Origin of the sequence: Streptomyces sp. NBC_00091, assembly GCF_026343185.1 — a bacterium.
In the GTDB taxonomy this organism is placed as follows: Bacteria; Actinomycetota; Actinomycetes; order Streptomycetales; family Streptomycetaceae; genus Streptomyces.
Genome location: NZ_JAPEMA010000001.1, coordinates 471,361 through 493,725, shown reverse-complemented (window position 1 = coordinate 493,725; position 22,365 = coordinate 471,361). Strand labels below are relative to the sequence as shown.

Genomic DNA, 22,365 nt, shown 5'->3' with positions numbered 1-22,365 from the left:
CATGGGATTCCATGTCGACTCCGAGACCGGGCGGCTTCGCCGCGTCATCCTCCACCGGCCCGACCTGGAGCTGAAGCGGCTCACACCAAGCAACAAGGACGCCCTGCTCTTCGACGACGTGCTGTGGGTGCGGCGGGCCCGCCAGGAACACGACGGCTTCGCGGACGTGCTGCGCGACCGCGGTGTCGCCGTGCACCTCTTCGGCGACCTGCTCCAGGAGGCCCTCGACATCCCCGAGGCGCGCCACCTCGTACTGGACCGGGTCTTCGACGAGAAGGAGTACGGGCCGCTCGCCACCGACCACCTGCGCGCGGTCTTCGACGGGCTCCCCTCGGCCGACCTCGCGGAGGCGCTGGTCGGCGGCATGACGAAGCGGGAGTTCCTGGAGCGGCACGCCGAGCCGGTGTCGGTGCGCTTCCACGCCCTGGACACGGACGGCTTCCTGCTGGGGCCGCTGCCCAACCACCTCTTCACCCGGGACACCTCCGCCTGGATCTACGACGGGGTGTCCATCAACGCCATGCGCTGGCCGGCCCGCCAGCGCGAGACCGTGCACTTCGAGGCGATCTACAAGCACCACCCGCTCTTCACCGGCTCGGGCCCCTTCCACTACTGGTCGCAGGGGCAGGTGGACTACCCCTCGACGATCGAGGGCGGGGACGTCCTGGTCATCGGCAACGGCGCGGTGCTGATCGGGATGAGCGAGCGGACCACCCCGCAGGCCGTGGAGATGCTCGCCCGGGGCCTGTTCGCAGCCGGGTCGGCGTCGGTCATCGTGGCCCTGGACATGCCCAAGCGGCGGGCCTTCATGCACCTGGACACGGTGATGACGATGGTGGACGCAGATACGTTCACTCAGTACGCCGGGCTCGGCATGCTGCGCTCCTACACGATCCGGCCGGGCGAGGGGGCGGGCGATCTGCGGGTCAGCGACCACCCGCCGGAGCAGATGCACCGGGCCATCGCCTCGGCCCTCGGCCTGGACAAGGTGCGGGTGCTCACCGCCACGCAGGACGTGCACTCGGCGGAGCGCGAGCAGTGGGACGACGGGTGCAACGTGCTGGCCGTGGAGCCGGGTGTGGTCGTCGCCTACGAGCGCAACGTCACCACCAACACGCACCTGCGCAAGGAGGGCATCGAGGTGATCGAGATCCCCGGCAGCGAGCTGGGGCGGGGCCGCGGCGGACCCCGGTGCATGAGCTGCCCCGTGGAGCGGGACGCCGTCTGACGCCACCCGCGCGATGTGATCCACGTGATGCGATGCGGACTGTATATCAATGCAAAGGATCGTATAGACTTCCAGCATCCCCTGTCAGCGCCCCTCTGGAGAGTCCCATGGCCACCGACCTCTTCGGCCGCAGTTTCCTCAAGGAGCTCGACTTCACCGCCGCCGAGTTCCGCGGCCTGGTCGAGCTCGCAGCCGAACTCAAGGCGGCCAAGAAGGCCGGCGCCGAGCAGCGCCGGCTCCAGGGGAAGAACCTCGCGCTGATCTTCGAGAAGACCTCCACGCGCACCCGCTGCGCCTTCGAGGTCGCCGCCGCCGATCAGGGCGCCCACACCGTCTACCTCGACCCCTCCGGCTCCCAGATGGGCCACAAGGAGTCCGTCCGGGACACGGCGCGGGTGCTCGGCCGGATGTTCGACGGCATCGAGTACCGGGGCGACAGCCAGCAGGCGGTCGAGGAGCTGGCGGAGTACTCCGGCGTGCCCGTCTTCAACGGCCTCACGGACGACTGGCACCCCACCCAGATGCTCGCCGACGTGCTCACGATGACCGAGCACTGCGCCAAGCCGCTGGAGCGCACCGCCTTCGCCTACCTGGGCGACGCCCGCTTCAACATGGGCAACTCGTACCTGGTGACTGGCGCCCTGCTGGGCATGGACGTACGGATCGTCGCGCCGCGGGCGTACTGGCCGGCCGAGGCGGTTGTGGCGCGGGCCCGGGAGCTGGCCGCGGCCGGCGGGGCCCGGATCACCCTGACCGAGGAGGTCGCGGAGGGCGTGGCGCAGGCCGACTTCGTGGCCACGGACGTCTGGGTGTCGATGGGCGAGCCCAAGGAGGTCTGGGACGAGCGGATCGCGGCCCTGGCCCCGTACGCCGTCACCATGGACGTGCTGCGCGCGACCGGGAACCCGGACGTGAAGTTCCTGCACTGCCTGCCCGCCTACCACGACCTGGGCACCAAGGTGGCCCGGGAGGTCCACGAGCGGCACGGGCTGGACTCGCTGGAGGTCACCGACGAGGTGTTCGAGTCCGCGCACTCCGTCGTCTTCGACGAGGCGGAGAACCGGCTGCACACCATCAAGGCCGTGCTCGTCGCGACGCTCGCCAAGCCCCAGGCGTAGCTCCCCGCGCGATCTTCGCGCGATCTCCGCATAGTCATGCGCGCGCCGGCTCGGGCGGTCGGCGCCGCCCGGGGGTCTTGGGGCCGTGTGCCGCGCCGCGCCCCCCGCTTGTCGCGTTTCTGTGACGGCGGTCACGGGTTGGTGATAGCTTCGATCGTGTGAGCCCCTTCACCGGTTCCACCTCAGCGACCGAACGGTGGCGCCACCTGCGGGTGACCCGGCAGGACGGCGTGGCCACCGTCACCCTCGACCGCCCCGAGAAGCTGAACGCGCTCACCTTCGGCGCCTACGCCGACCTGCGCGATCTGCTCGCCGAACTGTCCCGCGAACGCTCCGTACGCGCCCTCGTGCTCGCCGGCGAGGGGCGCGGCTTCTGCTCCGGCGGGGACGTGGACGAGATCATCGGCGCCACCCTCGCCATGGACACCGCCCAGCTCCTCGACTTCAACCGGATGACCGGCCAGGTGGTGCGGGCCGTCCGCGAATGCCCCTTCCCGGTGATCGCCGCCGTGCACGGGGTGGCCGCCGGGGCCGGCGCCGTGCTCGCCCTCGCCGCCGACTTCCGGATCGCCGACCCCTCCGCCCGCTTCGCCTTCCTCTTCACCCGCGTCGGCCTCTCCGGCGGGGACATGGGCGCCGCCTACCTGCTGCCGAGGGTCGTCGGCCTCGGCCACGCCACCCGGCTGCTGATGCTCGGAGAGCCCGTACGCGCCGCCGAGGCCGAGCGGATCGGCCTGCTCAGCGAGCTGGTCGACGAGGGCAAGGCCGACGCCCGGGCCGCCGAACTGGCCGCCCGCCTCGCCGCCGGACCCGCCCTCGCCCACGCCCAGACCAAGGCCCTGCTCACCGCCGAGCTGGACATGCCCCTGGCCGCCTCGGTGGAACTGGACGCCAGCACCCAGGCCCTGCTGATGCACGGCGAGGACTACGCCGAATTCCACGCGGCCTTCACCGCCAAACGGCCGCCCCAGTGGAAGGGCAGGTAGCCGTATGTCCGCGCGCGCCATGCGGGTGGCCGTCGTCGGCGGAGGACCGGGCGGGCTGTACGCCGCCGCGCTGCTGGCCCGTCAGGGACACACGGTCGAGCTGTGGGAACGGGGCGCGCCCGAGGACACCTTCGGCTTCGGCGTGGTGCTCTCCGACGAGACCCTCGGCGGCATCGAACGGGCCGACACCGTCGTCCACACCGCCCTCGGCGCCGAGTTCGTGCGCTGGGACGACGTGGACGTCGTCCACCGGGGCCGGCTGCTGACCTCCGGCGGCCACGGCTTCGCCGCCCTCGGCCGCCGCCGGCTGCTGGAGATCCTGCACGAGCGCTGCGCCGGCCTCGGCGTCCGCCTCCGGTTCCGCTCCGCCGCGCCCGACGCCTTCGAGCTGGCCGACGCCCACGACCTGGTGGTCGCGGCGGACGGGGTGCACAGCCCGACCCGCGAGCGCGGGGCCGCGTACTTCCGGCCGACCGTGACGCCCGGGCGCTGCCGGTACATCTGGCTCGCCGCCGACTTCGCCTTCGACTCCTTCCGCTTCGAGATCGCCGAGACCGAACACGGGGTCATGCAGCTGCACGCCTACCCGTACTCCGCCGACGCCTCCACGGTGATCGTGGAGATGCGGGAAGAGGTCTGGCGGGCGGCCGGCTTCGACCTGTGCGACGAGGACGAGTCGGCGGCCCGCTGCGCCAAGATCTTCGGCGAGGCCCTGCGCGGGCGGCCGCTGCGCGGCAACCGCTCGGCGTGGACCCGCTTCCGCACCGTCGTCAACGAGCGCTGGTCGCACGGCAACGTGGTGCTGCTCGGCGACGCGGCGCACACCGCGCACTTCTCCATCGGCTCCGGCACCAAACTGGCCGTCGAGGACGCCCTCGCCCTGTCCGAAGCCCTCGAGGACGCCCTCGCCGAAGCCCCGGACGGGCAGCGGGGCGACGTGCCCTCCGCCCTGGCCGCCTACGAGGCCGCGCGGCGCCCGGCGGTCGCCAGCACCCAGCGCGCCGCCGCCGCCAGCATGCGCTGGTTCGAGGAACTCGCCGGGTACGTGGACCAGCCCGCCCGGCAGTTCGCCTTCAACCTCCTCACCCGCAGCCGCCGCGTCACCCACGACAACCTGCGGCTGCGCGACGAACGGTTCACCCGGGCCGTGGAGCGCGACTTCGGCTGCCCGCAGGAGGCGGACGGGACGGGAACCCCGCCCATGTTCACCCCGTTCACCCTGCGGGGGCTGACCCTGCGCAACCGGGTCGTGGTCTCGCCGATGGACATGTACTCGGCGCGGGAGGGCGTGCCGGGCGACTTCCACCTGGTCCACCTGGGCGCGCGGGCCCTGGGCGGAGCCGGGCTGGTGATGACGGAGATGGTGTGCGTCAGCGCCGAAGGCCGGATCACCCCCGGCTGCGCCGGCCTGTGGACCGCGGAGCAGGCGGCCGCCTGGAAGCGGATCGCCGACTTCGTCCACACCTCCGCGCCCGGAACCGCCCTCGGCCTCCAGCTCGGCCACTCCGGCCGCAAGGGCTCCACCCGCCTCATGTGGGAGGGCATGGACGAACCGCTCCCGGAGGGCAACTGGCCCCTGGTCGCCGCCTCCGCCCTGCCCTACAGGGCCGGCGTCTCCGCGGTCCCGCGCGCCCTGGAGGCCGCCGACCTCGCGGTGATCCGCTCCGATTTCGCGGCCGCCGCCGTACGGGCGGCCGAGTGCGGCTTCGACCTGCTCGAACTGCACTGCGCGCACGGCTACCTGCTGTCCGGGTTCCTCTCCCCGCTCACCAACCACCGCGAGGACGCCTACGGCGGCCCCCTCGAGAACCGGCTGCGCTTCCCCCTGGAGGTCTTCGACGCGGTCCGCGCGGTCTGGCCCGAGGACCGCCCGATGACGGTCCGGCTCTCGGCCACCGACTGGGCCCCCGGCGGCACCACACCACAGGAGGCCGAAGCCATCGCCGCGGCCTTCGCCGCCCACGGCGCCGACGCCGTCGACGTGTCCACCGGGCAGGTGGTGGCGGAGGAGGCCCCGGAGTACGGCCGCTCCTACCAGACCCCCTACGCCGACCGGATCCGCAACGCGCTGGGCGTCCCCGTCATCGCCGTCGGCGCGATCTCCTCCTGGGACGACGTCAACTCCCTGCTGCTGGCGGGCCGCGCCGACCTCTGCGCGGTCGGCCGCCCGCACCTGTACGACCCGCACTGGACCCTGCACGCGGCCGCCGACCAGGGCTACACCGGCCCAGGCGCACCCTGGCCCGCCCCCTACCGCGCCGGCAGCCGCAAGCCACCGACCGGCAAGGGATAGTCAGCGCGGCCCCAGCACGACCCGGTCCTCGACCGGGACGTAGCCGAGGCGCTGGTAGACGCCGTTGCTGGTGGGGTTGGCGAGGTCGGTGAAGAGCAGGACCTGCGCCGCCCCGGCCGCGTACGCCGCCGCGCTCACCGCGTGCGTCACCCCGGCGGCGTAGCCGCAGCCCCGCTCACCGGGCGGGGTGTAGACGGGCGCGACCCGCGAGATGCCGGCGATCGGGCGGGAGAAGCCGGCCATCGACACCGGGGTGCCGGAGCGCTCCCAGAGCAGGAGGCCCCCGTAGGAGATCCGCTCGCGCAGGGCGGCCTCGGAGGGGGCGCCGGGCAGGGCGCACTCCCGGTTGAACTCCGCGGTCCACTCCAGCAGCAGCGCCAGGTCCTCCTCGGCGGCGGGCCGGACCCGGCCCTCGGGGACCGGGTCCGGGGCGAGGAGCCCGGCCAGCCGGTAGAGCCGGTTCTCCTCCACGACCCGAGCCGGGGTCCCCCACACCCCGGTCAGCGCCGACGCGTCGGCGCGGCGGGCGTTCAGCGCCCCGGCCCCGGCGAGCAGCGGCTCGGAGGCGAAGCCGCGGCCCAGGGCCCGGACCGCGTCGGAGGGCAGGGCGCCGAGCAGCAGGGGGAACGGCGGGGTGCACAGCAGGGCCCCGGCGACGGCCCCGTCGGCCCCGGTCCACCAGCCGAAGAAGGGGTCGGTGGAGCCGAAGGCGTGCCGGCCCCGGCGCTCCAGCGCGTCGGTGACGGTCAGCAGGACGGTGTTGACGACGGGCTGCGCGGCCACGGCCGGGCGCGCAGCGGCCAGGTAGGCCGCCAGATCGGTACTGAAGGTCCAGGTCATGTCCCATGCTGGCGCCCTTCCGCCCCGGGCCGCACCGGATTTTCCGCCCTGGGCCGGCCGGGCCCGCTACGGGTTCACGAAGCGGGCGCCGGGGTCGCGTAGCCGGGAGTGGAGTTCGGCGAAGACCGTCGCCGCGCGGTCGCCCGGCCAGTCCGCCGGGAGCAGTTCGCGGGGCAGGCCCGGGTCGGCGTACGGTAGCCGGCGCCAGGTGTCCAGGGCGAGCAGATAGGCCCGGTAGGCGGCCTCCGGGGCGGGCTCGGGGCCCGCCTGGAGGGCGCGCAGGGCAGGCTCGTGCAGGTCGAGGAACTCCTCGTGCTGCTTGGCCAGCGCCGCCAGGTCCCACCAGCGGGCCACCGCCTCGGCGGTGGGGGCGAAGCCGAGGTGGGCGCCGCGGAAGAGTTCCACGTACGCCGTCAGGTTCAGCCGCTCCAGCGTGTGCCCGGTCTCCCGCGCCAGCTGCCCGGGGGCGATCCACACCCCCGGGGCCACCGACCCGAAGCCCAGCCGGGCCAGGCGCGAGCGCAGCAGGTGCCGCTTGTTCCGCTCCTGCTCGGGCACGGAGAAGACCGCGACCAGCCAGTCCTCCGACACCGGCTCGGCCCCGTAGATCCGCCGGTCCCCGTCCTCCAGCAGCTGCCGGGCTTCCTCGGAGAGCTCGTAGCCCGCCGCGCCGTCCGCGGCCCGCGCGGGCACCAGGAAGCCGCGCCGCTTCAGCCGGGACACCGAGGAACGGACGGAGGGCGCGTCGACGCCGGCCGCGCCCAGCAGGCGGACCAGCGCCGATACCGGTACGGCTCCCTCGAAGGACCGTCCGTAGGCTCCGTAGAAGGTGACGATCAAAGACCGCGGAGTGTGCTGCTCGACCACGGGTTCACTCTAGATCGCGCAGCCGGAACCGCTGAAGTTTGCCCGTGGCCGTCCGCGGCAGCGCGGGGAGGAAGACGAAGGAGCGCGGGCACTTGTGCGGCGCCAGCTCCCCGCGCATGAAGGTCCGCAGGGCCTCCTCGGTCAGCACCACCCCGTCCCGCAGGACGGTGTACGCGACCACGACCTGCCCCCGCCGCTCGTCGGGGCGGCCGACGACGGCCGCCTCCACCACGTCCGGATGGCGCAGCAGGGCCTCCTCGACCTCCGGGCCCGCGATGTTGTAACCCGCAGAGATGATCATGTCGTCGGCGCGGGCGACGTAGCGGAAGTACCCGTCCGGGTCGCGGACGTAGGTGTCGCCGGTCAGGTTCCAGCCGCCCCGTACGTACTCGCCCTGTCGGGGGTCGGCCAGGTAGCGGCAGCCCACCGGCCCGCGCACCGCCAGCAGCCCCGGCTCGTTGTCCGCCACGGGCTGCCCGGACGGGTCCACCACCCGCGCCTCCCAGCCGGGCACCACCCGTCCGGTGGTACCGGGCCGGATGTCCTCGTCGGCGGCGGAGATGAAGATGTGCAGCAGCTCGGTGGCCCCGATGCCGTTGATGATCCGCAGGCCCGTGCGCTCGTACCAGGCCTGCCAGGTGGCGGCGGGCAGGTTCTCGCCGGCCGAGACGCAGCGGCGCAGCGCGGACAGGTCGTAGGCCCCCGTGTCGTACGGGCCCAGCGTGTCCAGCATCGACCGGTAGGCGGTCGGTGCCGTGAACAGCACCGTGACCCGGTGCTCGGCGAGCGCCGGCAGCAGCACGCGGGGCGCGGCCTGCTCCAGCAGCAGGGCGCAGGCGCCGGCGCGCAGCGGGAAGACGACCAGCCCGCCGAGGCCGAAGGTGAACCCGAGCGGCGGGCTGCCTGCGAACACGTCGTCGGGGCGCGGCCGCAGGACGTTGCGGGAGAAGGTGTCGGCGACGGCGAGGAGGTCGCGGTGGAAGTGCATGCAGCCCTTGGGGCGCCCCGTGGTCCCGGAGGTGAAGGCGATCAGCGCCACGTCGTCGGCGGAGGTCTCGACGGCGCGGTAGGCGGCGGGCCGGGTCTCGGCCAGCCGCAGCAGGTCGCCCTCGCCCCCGCCGCCGTAGGGGGTGATCCGCAGCCCGGGCACCGCCGCCCTGGCCAGGTCGTCGAGGGCGCTGACATGGCACAGGGCGTGCCGCACCTGGGCCATGGAGCACACCGTCGCCAGCTCCTGGGCGCGCTGCTGGGCCAGTACGGTGACGGCCACCGCGCCCGCCTTCATCACCGCCAGCCAGCAGGCCGCGAGCCAGGGGCCGGTGGGCCCGCGCAGCAGCACCCGGTTGCCGGGGACGACGCCGAGATCGATGGTGAGGACGTGGGCGAGGCGGTCCACGCGCTCACGCAGTTCCCCGTACGACCACACCTCGCCGGATCCGCTGCGGAAGGCGGGCCGGTCCGGCCCGAACCGCTCGATGGTGGCGTCGAGCAGCTCGGCGCCGCAGTTCAGCCGGTCCGGGTAGGCCAGCTCGGGCAGCCCGAAGAGGAGCTCGGGCCAGGCGTGGGCGGGCGGCAGGTGGTCGCGGGCAAAGGTGTCGGCGTGAGCGGATGGCTTGAGCTCCAAGGCGGGTTCGCCCCCTTGCAACGTCCGGATTTTGGGGTGGAGCCGGCCGTGCGGTCGCCCCCCGAGCGTATCGTGATGGTGACGGCAGTCAACAGGACGCGATAAGAGAGTCGACAGGACTTGGGGGCATTCGGATGGCCGCATTCGCGCTCGGGGCGGAAGAAGAGGAATGGTGCGGGCAGCTGCGCGCCCTGTCGCGGCAGCGGCTGAGGCCGCTCGCCGAAAAGGGCGAACCCGGCCGGGTGAACCGCCCCCTGCTGGCGGAGCTGGGAGAACTGGGACTCCTGGAGCGGGTCTTCGGCTCCGGCGCGCTGGAGCTGTGCCTGCTGCGCGAGTCCCTCGCCTACGGGTGCACCGAGGCGGAGACGGCCCTGGCCCTCCAGGGCCTCGGGGCGCATCCGGTGCTGCGCTCGGGCAGCGCGGCCCAGCGGGAGCGGTGGCTGCCCGGGGTCCGCGCGGGGCGGCAGGTGGCGGCGTTCGCGCTGAGCGAGCCGGGCGCTGGTTCCGACGCGGCGGCCCTCGCCCTGGCGGCGGCCCCGGACGGGCCGGGCTGGCGGCTGGAGGGGACCAAGTGCTGGATCTCCAACGCCCCCGAGGCCGACTTCTACACCGTCTTCGCCCGGACGGGTGAGGCGCCGGGGGCCAAGGGCATCACGGCCTTCCTGGTCCCGGCGGACCGGCCGGGGCTGACGGGCGAGGCCCTGGAGATGCTCTCGCCGCACCCGATCGGCTCGCTCGCCTTCGACGGGGTGCCGGTCGGCCGCGAGGACGTACTGGGGGAGCCCGGGCAGGGGTTCCGCGTCGCGATGCAGACCCTGAACCTCTTCCGGCCGAGCGTGGGCGCCTTCGCGGTCGGCATGGCGCGGGCGGCGCTCGACGCGACCCTGGCCCACACGGCCGGGCGGACCGCCTTCGGCGGGGTGCTGGCCGACCTCCAGGCGGTCGCGCACCGGGTGGCGGAGATGGCCACCCGCACCGAGGCCGCCCGGCTGCTGGTGTACGCGGCGGCGGGCGCGTACGACAGCGGCGCGCCGGACGTTCCGGGGCGGGCGGCGATGGCCAAGCTCCTCGCGACGGAGACGGCCCAGTACGTGGTGGACCACGCCGTACAGCTGCACGGCGCGGCCGCCCTGCGCCGCGGCCACCTGCTGGAGCACCTGTACCGGGAGGTGCGGGCGCCCAGGATCTACGAGGGGGCGAGCGAGGTGCAGCGCACCATCATCGCCAAGGAGCTGTACCGGGGGGTGGCGCGGTGATGAGCCCCGAGCGCATCAACCCGGCGCAGCTGTCCCCGGCCACCGGCTTCTCCCACGCCGTGGCGGCCACCGGCTCGCGGATCGTCTTCCTGGCGGGCCAGACCGCCCTGGACGGCTCCGGCAAGGTGGTCGGGCAGACCCTCCCGGAGCAGTTCGAGCGGGCCCTGGCCAACCTGCTGACCGCCCTCGAGGCGGCCGGCGGCACCCCGTCCGACCTGGCCAGGGTGACGGTGTACGCGGTGGACGTGGCGGCCTACCGCGAGCATGCCGCCGAGCTGGGCCGCGTCTGGCGCCGCCTCGCGGGCCGCGACTACCCGGCGATGGCCGTGGTCGGGGTGGTCCGCCTCTGGGACACCGAGGCCCAGCTAGAACTGGACGGCATCGCGGTGCTGCCGTAAGGGACGGCCTAGGCCTTGAGCGCCGCGCGGCGGCGGTACTCGTCGGTCCGGATCCCGCCCACGCCCCAGTCCTCCAGGGCGACTTCGTCGATCAGGACGAAGGTGGTGGCGGGGTCCTTGTCCAGGACCCGGACCAGCAGGTCGGTGACACCGGCGATGATCTCGGCCTTCTGGGCGGCGGTGGCGCCTTCACGGGTGATCTTGACGTTGACGTACGGCATGGCGGAGGTCCTTCCGGGACGGGCGGGTGCGGGGTCGGGTCGGCGGGTCGGGGCGATCAGGGGCGGTCAGGGGCGGCCGGTGACGTGGCCGCCGTCCACGCGCAGGGCGTGGCCGGTGACGAAGGTGGCGCCGGCCAGGTACAGCACCGCCTCGGAGATCTCCGAGACCTCGCCCACCCGGTCCAGCAGGGCCAGCCCGCCGAAGGAGTCCACGTCGGAGCCCGCGTGCAGCGGGGTGCGGATGATGCCGGGCGACACCAGGTTGACCCGGATGCCGTCGGCCGCGAGCTCGGCGGCCAGGCTCGTCGTCAGCGCGTGCACACCGGCCTTGCTGACCACGGGCGCGGAGGCCGGGAAGCCGGCGATCGCGTGGTCCACCAGGGTGGTGCCGATGTTGACGATGCTGCCGCCCCGCCCCTGGGCGCGCAGCGCCCGCACCACGGCCTGCGTGGTGAGGTAGGTGCCCTTGAGGTTGCCGGTCAGGAAGCCGTCGAGTTCCTCCTCGGTGACCTCGGTGAAGGGCTTGGGGGCGAAGGTGCCGGCGTTGTTGACCAGCACGTCGATGCGGCCGAAGCGCTCCAGCGCGGTGCGGACGAACAGCTCGCCGGTCTCCGGCGCGGCGATGGCCCCCGCGACGCAGGCGGTGCGCTCCGGGTGCCCGAGGCCGGCCGCCGCCTTGGCGAGACGGTCGGCGTCCCGGCCGCCGAGGACGACATTGGCTCCGTCGGCCAGGAAGGCCCGGGCGATGTCCAGGCCGATGCCGCTGGAGGAGCCGGTGATCAGGGCGGTGGGGCGGGTCGTGGCGTCGGTCATGTTCCTGGTGCCTTTCGGGGCGGATCGGTTCGTTCTTGGCGACACCAGAAACCTATGAGCCCTCAACCGATAACACCACGACGGAAATTGGAGCATGTGATAATCCAGCGTTATGGATGTGGATCTGCGTGACCTGGAGCTCCTGGACGCCACCGCCGCCGCGGGCTCGCTGACCGCCGCCGCCGAGCGGCTCTACGTCAGCCAGCCCGCCCTCAGCCAGCGGCTGACCCGCCTGGAGGACCGCCTCGGCATGCGGCTCTTCGACCGGCAGGGCCGCCGCCTGGTGCCCAACGCCGCCGGCCGCCGGATGCTCGTGGCCGCCCACCACATCCTGGGCGAGCTGGAGTCGGCCACCCGCGACCTGCGCGAGATCCGCGACGGCCGCGACCGGCGGGTGCGCTTCACCGCCCAGTGCAGCACCACCTTCCCGTGGCTGCCGCCCGTGCTGCGCGCCTTCCGCGAGCGCGCGCCGGACATCGACGTCCGCATCGAGGCCGTCGCCGACGACGCCCCGATCCCGGCGCTGCTCGCCGACCTCGTCGACGTCGCGCTCGTCACCAAGCCGGACGTGCAGATGGACCGGGTGTCCCTGACCAAGCTGTTCGACGACGAGATGATGGCCGTGGTGCCCGCCGCACACCCGTGGGCCTCCCTCGCATACCTGACCGCCCGTGACTTCGACGGCGCCGACCTGGTCCTCTACGACGGCTACGACCAGAACCGCATCCCGTCGATGCCGCTGCCCATCCCGGCCGGGGCCCGGCCCGGCCGGATCACCACCATGCCGGTGGTGACCGACCTGGTGATCGAGATGGTGGCGGGCGGCCAGGGCGTGACCGTGCTCCCCAATTGGGTGGCGGCCCCGTACAGCGCCTCGCACGGTCTGGCGCTGGTCCGCATCGGCGAACAGCCCCTGACCCGGACCTGGTTCTGCGCCACCCGCCCCGGCCCCCACCCGCCCCACATCGAGACCTTCGTCGAGGAACTCGTGACCCGCCTCAAGGGCCCCGTGGCGGGTTAGCGGGGCGTCTGTCGCGGAGGCTCCCTCAAGAAGTACTGAACTGGTGTGCGCATAGGTCTTGCCAGTGCAATTTCACATTACTATGTTACAGCTCACACCGCGGCACGTTAATCCCCGTCAAACGCCGCGTGACGCAGGGCAGTTCACGCACCTTTCCCCCACCTCCCTCCCAACCAGGAGTCTTCGGTGTCCCAGCACAGAGCTGTGCGTACGTCTCTCCTCTCCGCCGCCGTCGCGGTCACCCTCCTCGCCACCGCCGGCCAGGCCGTGACCCAGGCCGCCGAGCGGGGCACCCCCGTCGCCGCCACCGGTACGTTCTCCGCAGGAGCCCCGGCCGCCGACGCCACCGCGCCGAACCCCTTCGACGAGGTCGACCGCCTCGCCGACGCCAAGCCGCTCGTCCCGGCGCCCGCCCCGGCCCCCGGCGGCACGGCCGTCACCGACGGCCGGGTGCCCGGCGCCGCCCCGGCCGTGAACGCGCCGGGCTCCACCGAGACCGCCGAACGCGCGGAGAAGAGCCGCCAGTCGGCCTCGGCCCAGGCCGCGCCCACCGCCACGAGCGTCGCCGGCGGAGTCCCCTGCACCCTCGACGGGATCAAGAACCTCACCCCGGAGCAGTTCGCCGACTTCCTCGGCGACCCGGCCGTCACCGCCGACGGCTGCCTGCGCGGCCTCATCTGGACCTGGGACGCCCGCCTGGCCCCGGTCATGTCCGATGCCCACGTCCAGGCCGTCTCCCGCCGGATATCCAGCCTGGCCGCCGCCCACGACGGCCGTAACTCCTCCCACCTGGAGGAGATGTTCACCTACCTGCACGCCGTCGCCTACCACGACTTCTCCCGCGACGAGATCGACGTCACCGACGCCCCCACCGTCGCCGCGATGCGCCAGGCCATCGACGCCTTCGGCAACGCCGCGCACACCTTCGACGTCACGCCGTCCAACGCCCGCACCCTGCGCGAAGCCCTCTACGCCACGGGCCCGGGCCTGCGCCAGCACCAGCTCGGCCTCATCAAGAAGGTCCTGGCCACCATGGACCCGGCCCACCCGGCCACGAACCTCGACGCCGGCTGGGCGGGCGCCGTCCTCGCCGCGCTCTCCACCAACTACCTGGGCGTCTACCCGGGCAACCAGGACACGGCCTTCCACACGGCGGTCGCCGGGGACGCCTCCTACCGCGCCGCCTTCAAGGCCTTCGGCGGCTACACCCACCTCAAGGGCACCGGCAACGCCTGGGTGGTGCGCGACGCCCTCAGTGAGTACGCCCGCTTCGGCCAGGTGGCCGGCCTCAGGGACCAGGTCGTCGCCGACCTCGGCGCCCTGCTGGAGACGGTCAGGTCCGGCTTCGGCAACGGCAGCGAGCCCTGGGCGAAGGTCGTCTCCTGGCTCAACTTCTACGAGGCCTGCAAGCCGTACGGGGTGTGCAAGGAGGACATCGAGAAGCAGATCTTCCCGTACACCTACACCTACGACAACGGCGCCATCAAGGTCCGAACCGGCCTGGACAAGGCCACCGTCGACCAGCTCTACTACGCCAGCAAGCAGGTCAAGACGCAGTTCCACCGCGTCCTGGGCACCGACCAGCCGCTCGCCGGGGACCCCAACAGCACGCTGAACATCGTGCTCTACGCCTCCCGCGCCGACTACGAGAACTACCACCCGATCCTGACCGGCTACGGCACCAACAACGGCGGCATCTACATCGAGAACGGCGCCACCTTCTACACCTACCAGCGCCGCGTCCCGCAGGACTCCTCCCTCACCCTCGAGGAGCTCTTCCGCCACGAGTACACGCACTACCTCAACGGCCGTTTCGCAGTCCCCGGCTTCTTCGGTCAGGGCCCCTGGTACGAGGGCGACCGCACGACCGCCATGGACGAGGGCACCGCCGAGTTCTTCGACGGGGCCACCCGCGACAACGGCATCGCCGTCCGCAAGTCCCTGGTCAAGAGCGTCATCAACGACACCGCGGGCGGCGGCCCCCGCATGACGGTCGAGCAGCTGCTGAACGCCACCTACGACGGCGACGGCTTCCGCTTCTACAGCTACGCGGGCACCTTCTTCGAGTTCCTGTGGACCGAGAAGCCCTCGCTGCTGCGCGAGATGTACGGCCGCCTGCGCGCCAACGACGTCGCCGGGTACGACGCGTGGCGCCACCGCATGGGCGCGGACACCTACCTCCAGCGCGACTACGACCGCTTCCTGGACGCCCAGATCGCCAAGGTGGACCAGCTCTACGTACCGAACACCACCTTCACTCCCAACGACCGGCTGCGCGACTCGGCGCTCGCCTCGGTGAAGTCCTCCTTCGCCACGGCCACCTACAACACCCCGGACTGCGTGGAGAACGGCGACCCCGGCAAGCGCCGCTTCACCTGTACGGGCAAGATCACCGCGAACCTGAAGGACTGGCGCAGCGAGGACCAGAACTTCAAGGACATGTCCGAGACGGTCGACTACTTCATCCTCGACCGGGCCGGCACGGCCTCCAACAACCTGGCCGACATGAACTGCTCCTTCGGCCCGCTGGAGATCTGGGACAACAAGGTCGCGGGGACCTCTTCCTACAGCTGCGAGGGCCCGCTGCGCAGCTGATCCGACCCCGGCTGGTCCTGAACCTGAACGGGGGGCGGGACCAGCCGGGCACACCCCGGGCACTCCCTGGGCACACCCTGGGCACACCCTGGGCATCGTCTAAAGAATGTGACATATTACTGACCATGGACGTCGTGATCATTGGCGCCGGCGTCGTCGGAGCCGCGTGCGCGTACTACGCGAGCCGCTCCGGACTCTCCGTGGCGGTGGTCGACCGCGGCCCCGTCGCGGGCGGCACCACCGGCGCGGGGGAGGGCAACCTGCTCGTCTCCGACAAGGAGGCGGGCCCCGAGCTCGACCTGGCACTGCTGTCGGTCCGCCTCTGGCGGGAGCTGGCCGCCGAACTCCCGCAGGCCATCGAGTACGAACCCAAGGGCGGCCTGGTCGTCGCCCCCGACGAGACCACCCTCAAGGCCCTGCGGCACTTCGCCGAAGGGCAGCGCGCGGCAGGAGTGGAGTGGGCCGAGGCGGACCCGGCAGCCCTGCGCGACCTGGAACCGCACCTCGCCCCGGGCCAGGCGGGCGGCTTCCACTACCCCCAGGACGCCCAGGTCCAGCCGGCCCAGGCGGCGGCCCGCCTGCTGGCCGCCTCCGGCGCCGAGCTGTACCTCGGCGAGGAGGTCACGCAGGTGCTGCTGGAGTCCGGGGCGGTCCGCGGCGTCCGCACCTCCCGCCGCATCCTGCGCGCCCCGATGGTGGTCAACGCGGCGGGCACCTGGGGCGGCCAGGTCGCCGCCCTCGCCGGGACCACCCTGCCCGTCCTGCCGCGCCGCGGCTTCGTCCTGGTCACCGAACCGCTGCCGCGCGTGGTGCGGCACAAGGTCTACGCCGCCGACTACATCGCCGACGTGGCCAGCGACTCCGCCGCCCTGCAGTCCTCGGCGGTGGTCGAGGGCACCCCCTCGGGCCCGGTCCTGATCGGCGCGACCCGCGAACGGGTCGGCTTCGACCGCGGCCTGTCCACCGAGGCCCTGCGCCGCCTCGCCGGCCAGGCGGCGGCCCTGTTCCCCGTACTGGCCGACGTACGGGCCCTGCGCACCTACCACGGCTTCCGCCCCTACCTCCCGGACCACCTCCCGGCGATCGGCCCCGACCCCCGGGTGCCCGGCCTCCTCCACGCCTGCGGCCACGAGGGCGCGGGCATCGGCCTGGCCCCGGCGACGGGCCTGCTCATCTCATCGACCCTCACGGGGGAGCCCCCGGCCCTGCCCCTCACCCCCTTCCGCCCGGACCGCTTCGAGGAGGCCCCCTGATGCCCGGCCGCAGCCCCCGCGACCTGGTCGGCGGCAGCCCCGCCCCCGCCCACACCGTCACCTTCGACGGCCGGGAACTCCCCGCGCAGGACGGCCAGTCCGTAGCCGCCGTGCTGTGGGCCGCCGGGATCCTCGCCTGGCGCACCACCCGCGAGGGCGGCGCCCCGCGCGGGGCGTTCTGCGGGATCGGCGCCTGCTACGACTGCCTCGTCACCGTCAACGGCCGCCCCAACCAGCGCGCCTGCCTCGTCCCGGCCCGCCCCGGAGACACCGTCACCACCCAGGAGGGCACCGGCCATGCCGACCTCGCCGTCTAGCCCCGCCGGCCGGGCCGACCTCGCCGTCGTCGGCGCGGGCCCCGCCGGGCTCGCCGCCGCCGTCACCGCCGCGCGGCTCGGCCTGCGCGTCACCCTCCTCGACTCCGCGGACCGCCCCGGCGGCCAGTACTACCGCCACCCCGCCCCCGGGCTCGGCGCGGCCCGCCCGCAGGCCCTGCACCACGGCTGGGCGGCCTTCGCCCGCCGCGAAGCCGCCCTGCGCGCCCACGTGTCGGCGGGCCGGATCACCTACCTGCCCGGGCACCACGTCTGGACGGTGGTCCCGGACGGGGAGGACCGGCTGCTGCACGCCGTCGCGGGCCACGGCCCCGAGGAGGCGGCGGTGAGCGTCCGCGCGCGGGCCGTCCTGCTCGCCACCGGGGCCTACGAGCGCCAGCTGCCCTTCCCCGGCTGGACCCTGCCCGGGGTCGTCGGGGCCGGCGGGGCCCAGGCCATGCTCAAGGGCGGCCTCGTCCTGCCCGGCCGGCGGATCGTCGTCGCGGGCAGCGGCCCGCTGCTGCTCGCCGTGGCCGGCTCCCTGGCCGCCGCCGGAGCCACCGTCCCCGCGGTCGTCGAGGCCGCCTCGTACACCGCGTACGCGGGGCGGGCCGCCGCCCTGTTGCGCAACCCCGGCAAGCTCGCCGAAGGCGCCACGTACGGCGGGGCCCTGCTGGGCCACGGCATCCGCCTGCTCACCCGGCACGCCGTCACCGAGGCCCACGGCGGCGACCGCGTCGAGGCCGTCACCGTCGCCCGGCTCGACCGGCACTGGCGGCCACTGCCCGGCACCGCCCGCCGGATCCCCTGCGACGCCCTCGCCGTGGGCCACGGGCTGGTGCCCCAGCTGGAACTGGCCACCGGCCTCGGCTGCGCCACCCGCCCGGGCCCCGACGGTACCGCCGCCCTGGAACTGGACGCCGAGCAGCGCACGTCCGTCCCCGGCATCTGGTCCGCCGGGGAGACCGGCGGCATCGGCGGGGCCGAACTCGCGCTCACCGAGGGGGAGATCGCGGCCCACGCGATCGCCGGCCGGCCCGCCCCCGCCGCCCTCGCCCGCCGCCGCGCCCGGCTGCGCGCCTTCGCCGGGGCCATGGGCGCCGCCCACCGCCCCGGCTCCGGCTGGACCGGCTGGCTGCGGGAGGAGACCGACGTGTGCCGCTGCGAGGAGGTCCCGGCGGGGCGGATCCGCGAGGCGGTCCGCGAGCTGGGCGCGCGGGACGCCCGTACGGTCAAACTGCTCACCCGGGCCGGGATGGGCTGGTGCCAGGGCCGGATGTGCGGTCCGGCCGTGGCCGCCCTGGCGGGCTGCGACCCGGCGCCCGACCGGCGCCCGCTGTCCTGCCCGGTCCCGCTGCGCCACCTCGCCGGGCTCGATCCGCAGCGGGGGCCGCAGCCGGAGCCGCAGCCGCAGCCCGGGCCGGATCCGCAGCCGGAGCCGCAGTCGCAGCCCGAGCCCGAGCCCGAGCCCGAGCCCGAGCCGTTCACTCCGCCGGACGCCGAACTTCCCTCCTCCGGCCGCTGATCGGGTCCGCCCGGACCCTTGTGGCCACCTCGCACCCACTAGTAAAATGTCACACACCACACTAGGGAGCCCCTCATGACCCACGCGCCCACCCCCGCGCCCCGCCCCGACACCCGCACCCGCCCCTGGCACGGCATCATGGTCGCCACCGCCCTGCCCCTGCGCGCGGACCTCACCGTCGACTACGACGCCTACGCCGAACACGTCGCCTGGCTCATCGCCAACGGCTGCGACGGCGTCGTCCCCAACGGCTCCCTCGGCGAGTACCAGACCCTCACCGACGAGGAGCGGGCCCGGGTCGTGCGTACCGCCGTCGAGGCCGCCGGCGACGGCGCCCGCGTCATGCCCGGCGTGGCCGCGTACGGCAGCGCCGAGGCCCGCCGCTGGGCCGACCAGGCCGCCGAGGCCGGAGCGGGCTCCGTCCTGCTCCTGCCCCCCAACGCCTTCCGCGCCGACGAGCCCACCGTCCGCGCCCACTACGCCGAGGTGGCCGGGGCCGGGCTGCCCGTCGTCGCGTACAACAACCCCATCGACACCAAGGTGGACCTGACGCCGGAGCTGCTCGCCCGCCTCCACGGCGACGGCAGCATCGTCGCCGTCAAGGAGTTCAGCGGGGACGTCCGCCGCGCCTACGAGATCGCCGAACTCGCCCCCGGCCTCGACCTGCTCATCGGCGCCGACGACGTCCTCCTCGAACTCGCCCTCGCCGGCGCGGTCGGCTGGATCGCCGGCTACCCCAACGCCCTGCCGCAGTCCTGCGCCACCCTCTACCGGGCCGCCGTCGCCGGTGACGTCGCCACCGCGCTGCCGCTCTACAAGTCCCTGCACTCCCTGCTGCGCTGGGACTCCAAGACCGAGTTCGTCCAGGCCATCAAGCTCTCCATGGACCTGGCCGGACGCCCCGGCGGCGCCACCCGCCCGCCGCGCTTCCCGCTCACCGGGGAGACCGAGGCCGCCGTGCGCGCCGCCACCGAGAAGGCCCTCGCCGAAGGGCTCAACTAGTCCCCCCGGGGGGACCGGAAGGGGACTGCAATGCGTACGCGCCACATCTACCACGCGGTGGACTCGCACACCGAGGGGATGCCCACCCGGGTGATCACCGGGGGAGTCGGGGTGATCCCCGGCGCCACCATGGCCGACAAGCGGCTCCACTTCATGGAGCACATGGACCACGTCCGTACCCTGCTCATGTACGAGCCGCGCGGCCACGCGGCGATGAGCGGCGCCATCCTGCAGCCCCCCACCCGGCCCGACGCCGACTTCGGGGTGCTCTACATCGAGGTGTCCGGCCTGCTGCCCATGTGCGGGCACGGGACGATCGGGGTGGCCACGGTCCTGGTCGAGACCGGCATGGTCCCGGCCGTCGAGCCGGTCACCACGGTCCGCCTCGACACCCCGGCCGGGCTGGTGAGCGTGGACGTACGGGTCGAGGACGGCGCGGCCACGGCCGTCACCTTCACCAACGTCCCCGCCTTCTGCGTCGGCCTCGACCTGAAGGCCGAGGTACCGGGCTTCGGCACGGTCACCTACGACCTGGCCTACGGCGGGAACTTCTACGCCTTCGTCGAACTGGACGCCCTCGGGCTCCCCTTCGACCGGGCCCGCAAGGAGGACCTGATCGCCGCCGGGCTCGCGGTGATGGACGCCGTCAACGCGGGCCCCGACCGGCCCGTCCACCCCGAGAACCCCTCCATCGCCGGGGTCAAGCACGTCTACCTGGCCGCCCCCGGCTCCGACGCCCGCCGCTCCCGGCACGCCATGGCCATCCACCCCGGCTGGTTCGACCGCTCGCCCTGCGGTACGGGGACCAGCGCGCGCATGGCCCAGCTGCACGCCCGGGGGCTGCTGCCGCTCGGTACCGACTTCGTCAACGAGTCCTTCATCGGCACCGAGTTCACCGGCCGGCTCGTCGGACAGACCACCGTCGGCGGACACCCGGCCGTGGTCCCCACCGTCACCGGCCGGGCCTGGATCACCGGCACCGCCCAGTACTTCCTCGACCCGGCCGACCCCTTCCCCGGAGGGTTCCTGTTGTGACCACCGTCCGCACCACCGACTACCACACGGCGGGGGAACCCTTCCGGATCGTCAGCGACGGACTGCCCCCCGTCCCGGGGGACACCGTCGCCGAGCGCTGCGCCACCGCCATCGGCCCCGGGGGCTCCGCCGCCGCGCCGCGGCGGGGCCCGCTGGACGAGGTACGGCGGCTGCTCGTCCAGGAACCGCGCGGGCACGCCGGGATGTACGGCGGCTTCGTCGTGCCCCCGGACGACGACGGGGCCCACCTCGGGGTGCTGTTCTGGCACAAGGACGGCTACTCCACCGCCTGCGGCCACGGCACCATGGCGCTCGGTGCCTGGGCCGTGGACACCGGGCGGGTCGCGGCCCCCGACGACGGGGACGTCCAGGTGCGCATCGACGTACCGTCCGGCCGGGTCAGCGCCACCGTCCACCGGGCCCAGGGCCGCACCACCGGGGTCACCTTCCGCAACGTCCCGGCCCGGGTGGCCGCCCGCAAGGTCCCGGTGGCCACCACGCTGGGCATCGCGGAGGTGGACATCGCGCACGCCGGGGCCTGTTACGCCTCCGTCTGCGCGCGCGACCTCGGCCTGGAGGTCACCCGGGCCGCGCTGCCGGCCCTGGTGCGGGCCGGGCAGGAGATCCGGGCCGCGCTGGCCACCCACCCCGCGACCTGGCACCCCGGCGGACCGCTGCTCTCCGGGGTGTACGGGGTGATCCTCCACGAGGAGCTGCCCGACACCCCCTTCGGGCCGCACCAGCGCAACGTCACCGTCTTCGCCGACGGGCAGACCGACCGCTCGCCCTGCGGCTCCGGCACCTCCGCGCGGCTCGCGCTGCTGGCGGAGGACGGCCGGCTCGGGGCGGGGGAGGACCTGCTGCACGAGTCGGTGATCGGCACCGTCTTCACCGGGAGGATCCTCGCGGACGGGGTCACGGAGGTCACCGGCACGGCCTACCGCACCGGTGAGCACACCTTCGTCGCGGACCCGTACGACGCCCTCGGCGCCGGCTTCCTCCTGTGACCGGGCTGCGGCAGTTCGGCGCCGAGGAGATGGCCCGCCTCCTCACCCCGGAGGCGGCCGCCGACGCCCTGGCCGACGCCCTGCGCGCCGGGCTGGACCCGGAGAGCTGTCCGCAGCGCACCAGCGTCCGCGCCCCGGCGGGCGAGCTGCTGCTGATGCCGGCCGCCGCGGGCGGGTACGCCGGGGTGAAGATCGCCGGGGTCGCCCCCGGCAACCCGGCGCGCGGGCTGCCCCGGATCACCGGCAGCTACCTCCTCCTCGACGGCCCCACCCTGCGCCCGCTGGCCCTGCTCGACGGCGCGGCCCTGACCGCCCTGCGCACCCCGGCCGTCTCCGCGCTCGCCCTGCGGTACCTGGCCCCGGCGGGCCGGCCGCTGCGGCTGCTGCTCTTCGGCTCCGGACCGCAGGCGTACGGCCACCTCGAAGCGGTGCTCGCCGTCCGGGAGGCGGCCGGGGTGGTGGTCGTCGCCCGGGGCGCGGAGGGCGCCCGGAAGCTGGCCGCGCACGCCCGCTCCCTCGGCGTCCCGGCCCGTACCGGCACCGCCGGGGACGTGGCCGGCGCCGACCTGGTCCTGTGCTGCACCACCGCCCGCGAGCCGCTCTTCGACGGGCGGCTGGTGGCCCCGGGTGCGGTGGTCGTCGCCGTCGGCTCGCACGAGCCGGACGCCCGCGAGACGGACACCGCCCTCGTGCGACGCGCGGCGGTGTACGTGGAGTCGCGCGCGGCGGCCCTTCGCGAGGCGGGGGACCTGCTGGTCCCGGAGGCCGAGGGGGCGATCGGACCCGGTCATATCAGCGGCACCCTGGCCGACCTGGTCGCGGGCCGCGATCCCCTGGCGGCACGGCCGAGTTGTCCACAGCTCTTCAAGAGCGTGGGCATGGCCTGGGAGGATCTGGCGGTGGCGGTGGCGATCTACCGGGCGGCGGCCGGGGTCAACAGCGAAACGTGACATTGTACGCTGTTGCCCT

General features: G+C 74.1%; 20 protein-coding genes. 15 read left to right on the top strand and 5 right to left on the bottom strand.

Annotation, left to right across the window (positions count from 1 at the left end; translation table 11 throughout):
- Nucleotide 1 precedes the first annotated feature (1 nt).
- From OOK34_RS02105 to OOK34_RS02090, 4 genes are all read left to right on the top strand, one after another.
- Nucleotides 2-1,228, top strand: a complete 1,227-nt coding sequence (locus OOK34_RS02105; RefSeq protein ID WP_267032150.1) for an arginine deiminase — start codon at nt 2-4, stop codon at nt 1,226-1,228.
- A 107-nt stretch (nt 1,229-1,335) separates the two neighbouring features.
- Nucleotides 1,336-2,346 carry an ornithine carbamoyltransferase gene (gene argF, locus OOK34_RS02100; RefSeq protein ID WP_267032149.1) on the top strand — a complete coding sequence of 337 codons (1,011 nt, stop codon included), beginning with the start codon at nt 1,336-1,338 and terminating at the stop codon, nt 2,344-2,346.
- 158 nt (nt 2,347-2,504) lie between these two features.
- Nucleotides 2,505-3,332 carry an enoyl-CoA hydratase family protein gene (locus tag OOK34_RS02095; RefSeq protein WP_267032148.1) on the top strand — a complete coding sequence of 276 codons (828 nt, stop codon included), beginning with the start codon at nt 2,505-2,507 and terminating at the stop codon, nt 3,330-3,332.
- 4 nt (nt 3,333-3,336) lie between these two features.
- Complete coding sequence (locus OOK34_RS02090; protein WP_267032147.1) at nt 3,337-5,625, top strand: bifunctional salicylyl-CoA 5-hydroxylase/oxidoreductase; 2,289 nt, start codon at nt 3,337-3,339, stop codon at nt 5,623-5,625.
- On the opposite strand, the gene OOK34_RS02085 is transcribed toward OOK34_RS02090, so the two are convergent.
- The 3 genes from OOK34_RS02085 to OOK34_RS02075 all read right to left on the bottom strand — a co-directional run bounded on the left by OOK34_RS02085 (nt 5,626) and on the right by OOK34_RS02075 (nt 8,956).
- Nucleotides 5,626-6,465: a GNAT family N-acetyltransferase gene (locus OOK34_RS02085; RefSeq protein ID WP_267032146.1), complete on the bottom strand. Its 840-nt coding sequence runs from the start codon at nt 6,463-6,465 to the stop codon at nt 5,626-5,628.
- A 66-nt stretch (nt 6,466-6,531) separates the two neighbouring features.
- On the bottom strand, nt 6,532-7,332 hold the full coding sequence (locus OOK34_RS02080) for a PaaX family transcriptional regulator C-terminal domain-containing protein (protein WP_267032145.1): 801 nt from the start codon (nt 7,330-7,332) through the stop codon (nt 6,532-6,534).
- 4 nt (nt 7,333-7,336) lie between these two features.
- Nucleotides 7,337-8,956, bottom strand: coding sequence for an AMP-binding protein (locus OOK34_RS02075; RefSeq protein ID WP_267032144.1), 1,620 nt, complete (start codon nt 8,954-8,956; stop codon nt 7,337-7,339).
- A gap of 134 nt (nt 8,957-9,090) precedes the next feature.
- Between OOK34_RS02075 and OOK34_RS02070 the strand changes: the two genes are divergently transcribed.
- Both OOK34_RS02070 and OOK34_RS02065 read left to right on the top strand, forming a co-directional pair.
- Complete coding sequence (locus OOK34_RS02070; RefSeq protein ID WP_267032143.1) at nt 9,091-10,212, top strand: acyl-CoA dehydrogenase family protein; 1,122 nt, start codon at nt 9,091-9,093, stop codon at nt 10,210-10,212.
- Nucleotides 10,212-10,610 (top strand): RidA family protein, encoded by a 399-nt coding sequence (locus OOK34_RS02065; RefSeq protein WP_267032142.1) that lies wholly within the window; start codon nt 10,212-10,214, stop codon nt 10,608-10,610. The genes OOK34_RS02070 and OOK34_RS02065 overlap by 1 nt, the downstream gene beginning before the upstream one ends.
- Nucleotides 10,611-10,618: 8 nt before the next feature.
- Here the strand turns inward: OOK34_RS02065 and OOK34_RS02060 are convergent, their stop codons facing one another.
- Both OOK34_RS02060 and OOK34_RS02055 read right to left on the bottom strand, forming a co-directional pair.
- Nucleotides 10,619-10,831, bottom strand: coding sequence for a 4-oxalocrotonate tautomerase family protein (locus OOK34_RS02060; RefSeq protein ID WP_267032141.1), 213 nt, complete (start codon nt 10,829-10,831; stop codon nt 10,619-10,621).
- A 66-nt stretch (nt 10,832-10,897) separates the two neighbouring features.
- Nucleotides 10,898-11,644 carry an SDR family NAD(P)-dependent oxidoreductase gene (locus tag OOK34_RS02055; RefSeq protein WP_267032140.1) on the bottom strand — a complete coding sequence of 249 codons (747 nt, stop codon included), beginning with the start codon at nt 11,642-11,644 and terminating at the stop codon, nt 10,898-10,900.
- A 112-nt stretch (nt 11,645-11,756) separates the two neighbouring features.
- Here OOK34_RS02055 and OOK34_RS02050 point away from each other — a divergent pair, with 112 nt between their 5' ends.
- The 9 genes from OOK34_RS02050 to OOK34_RS02010 all read left to right on the top strand — a co-directional run bounded on the left by OOK34_RS02050 (nt 11,757) and on the right by OOK34_RS02010 (nt 22,346).
- Nucleotides 11,757-12,665 carry a LysR family transcriptional regulator gene (locus OOK34_RS02050; protein WP_267032139.1) on the top strand — a complete coding sequence of 303 codons (909 nt, stop codon included), beginning with the start codon at nt 11,757-11,759 and terminating at the stop codon, nt 12,663-12,665.
- Between the two features lie 186 nt (nt 12,666-12,851).
- On the top strand, nt 12,852-15,260 hold the full coding sequence (locus OOK34_RS02045) for a collagenase (protein WP_267032138.1): 2,409 nt from the start codon (nt 12,852-12,854) through the stop codon (nt 15,258-15,260).
- Nucleotides 15,261-15,385: 125 nt separating this feature from the next.
- Complete coding sequence (locus OOK34_RS02040) at nt 15,386-16,513, top strand: FAD-binding oxidoreductase (RefSeq protein ID WP_267032137.1); 1,128 nt, start codon at nt 15,386-15,388, stop codon at nt 16,511-16,513.
- Nucleotides 16,513-16,830 carry a (2Fe-2S)-binding protein gene (locus tag OOK34_RS02035; RefSeq protein WP_267032136.1) on the top strand — a complete coding sequence of 106 codons (318 nt, stop codon included), beginning with the start codon at nt 16,513-16,515 and terminating at the stop codon, nt 16,828-16,830. The genes OOK34_RS02040 and OOK34_RS02035 overlap by 1 nt, the downstream gene beginning before the upstream one ends.
- Entirely contained in the window at nt 16,811-18,352 is a 1,542-nt protein-coding gene (locus tag OOK34_RS02030) for an NAD(P)/FAD-dependent oxidoreductase (protein ID WP_267032135.1), read from the top strand. Before OOK34_RS02035 ends, OOK34_RS02030 begins: the two co-directional genes overlap by 20 nt.
- A gap of 75 nt (nt 18,353-18,427) precedes the next feature.
- Complete coding sequence (locus OOK34_RS02025) at nt 18,428-19,354, top strand: dihydrodipicolinate synthase family protein (protein ID WP_267032134.1); 927 nt, start codon at nt 18,428-18,430, stop codon at nt 19,352-19,354.
- A gap of 30 nt (nt 19,355-19,384) precedes the next feature.
- Nucleotides 19,385-20,389, top strand: coding sequence for a proline racemase family protein (locus OOK34_RS02020; protein WP_267032133.1), 1,005 nt, complete (start codon nt 19,385-19,387; stop codon nt 20,387-20,389).
- Nucleotides 20,386-21,396, top strand: coding sequence for a proline racemase family protein (locus OOK34_RS02015; protein WP_267032132.1), 1,011 nt, complete (start codon nt 20,386-20,388; stop codon nt 21,394-21,396). The genes OOK34_RS02020 and OOK34_RS02015 overlap by 4 nt, the downstream gene beginning before the upstream one ends.
- Nucleotides 21,393-22,346, top strand: coding sequence for an ornithine cyclodeaminase family protein (locus OOK34_RS02010; protein ID WP_323183391.1), 954 nt, complete (start codon nt 21,393-21,395; stop codon nt 22,344-22,346). Before OOK34_RS02015 ends, OOK34_RS02010 begins: the two co-directional genes overlap by 4 nt.
- The last annotated feature ends 19 nt before the right edge of the window (nt 22,347-22,365 follow it).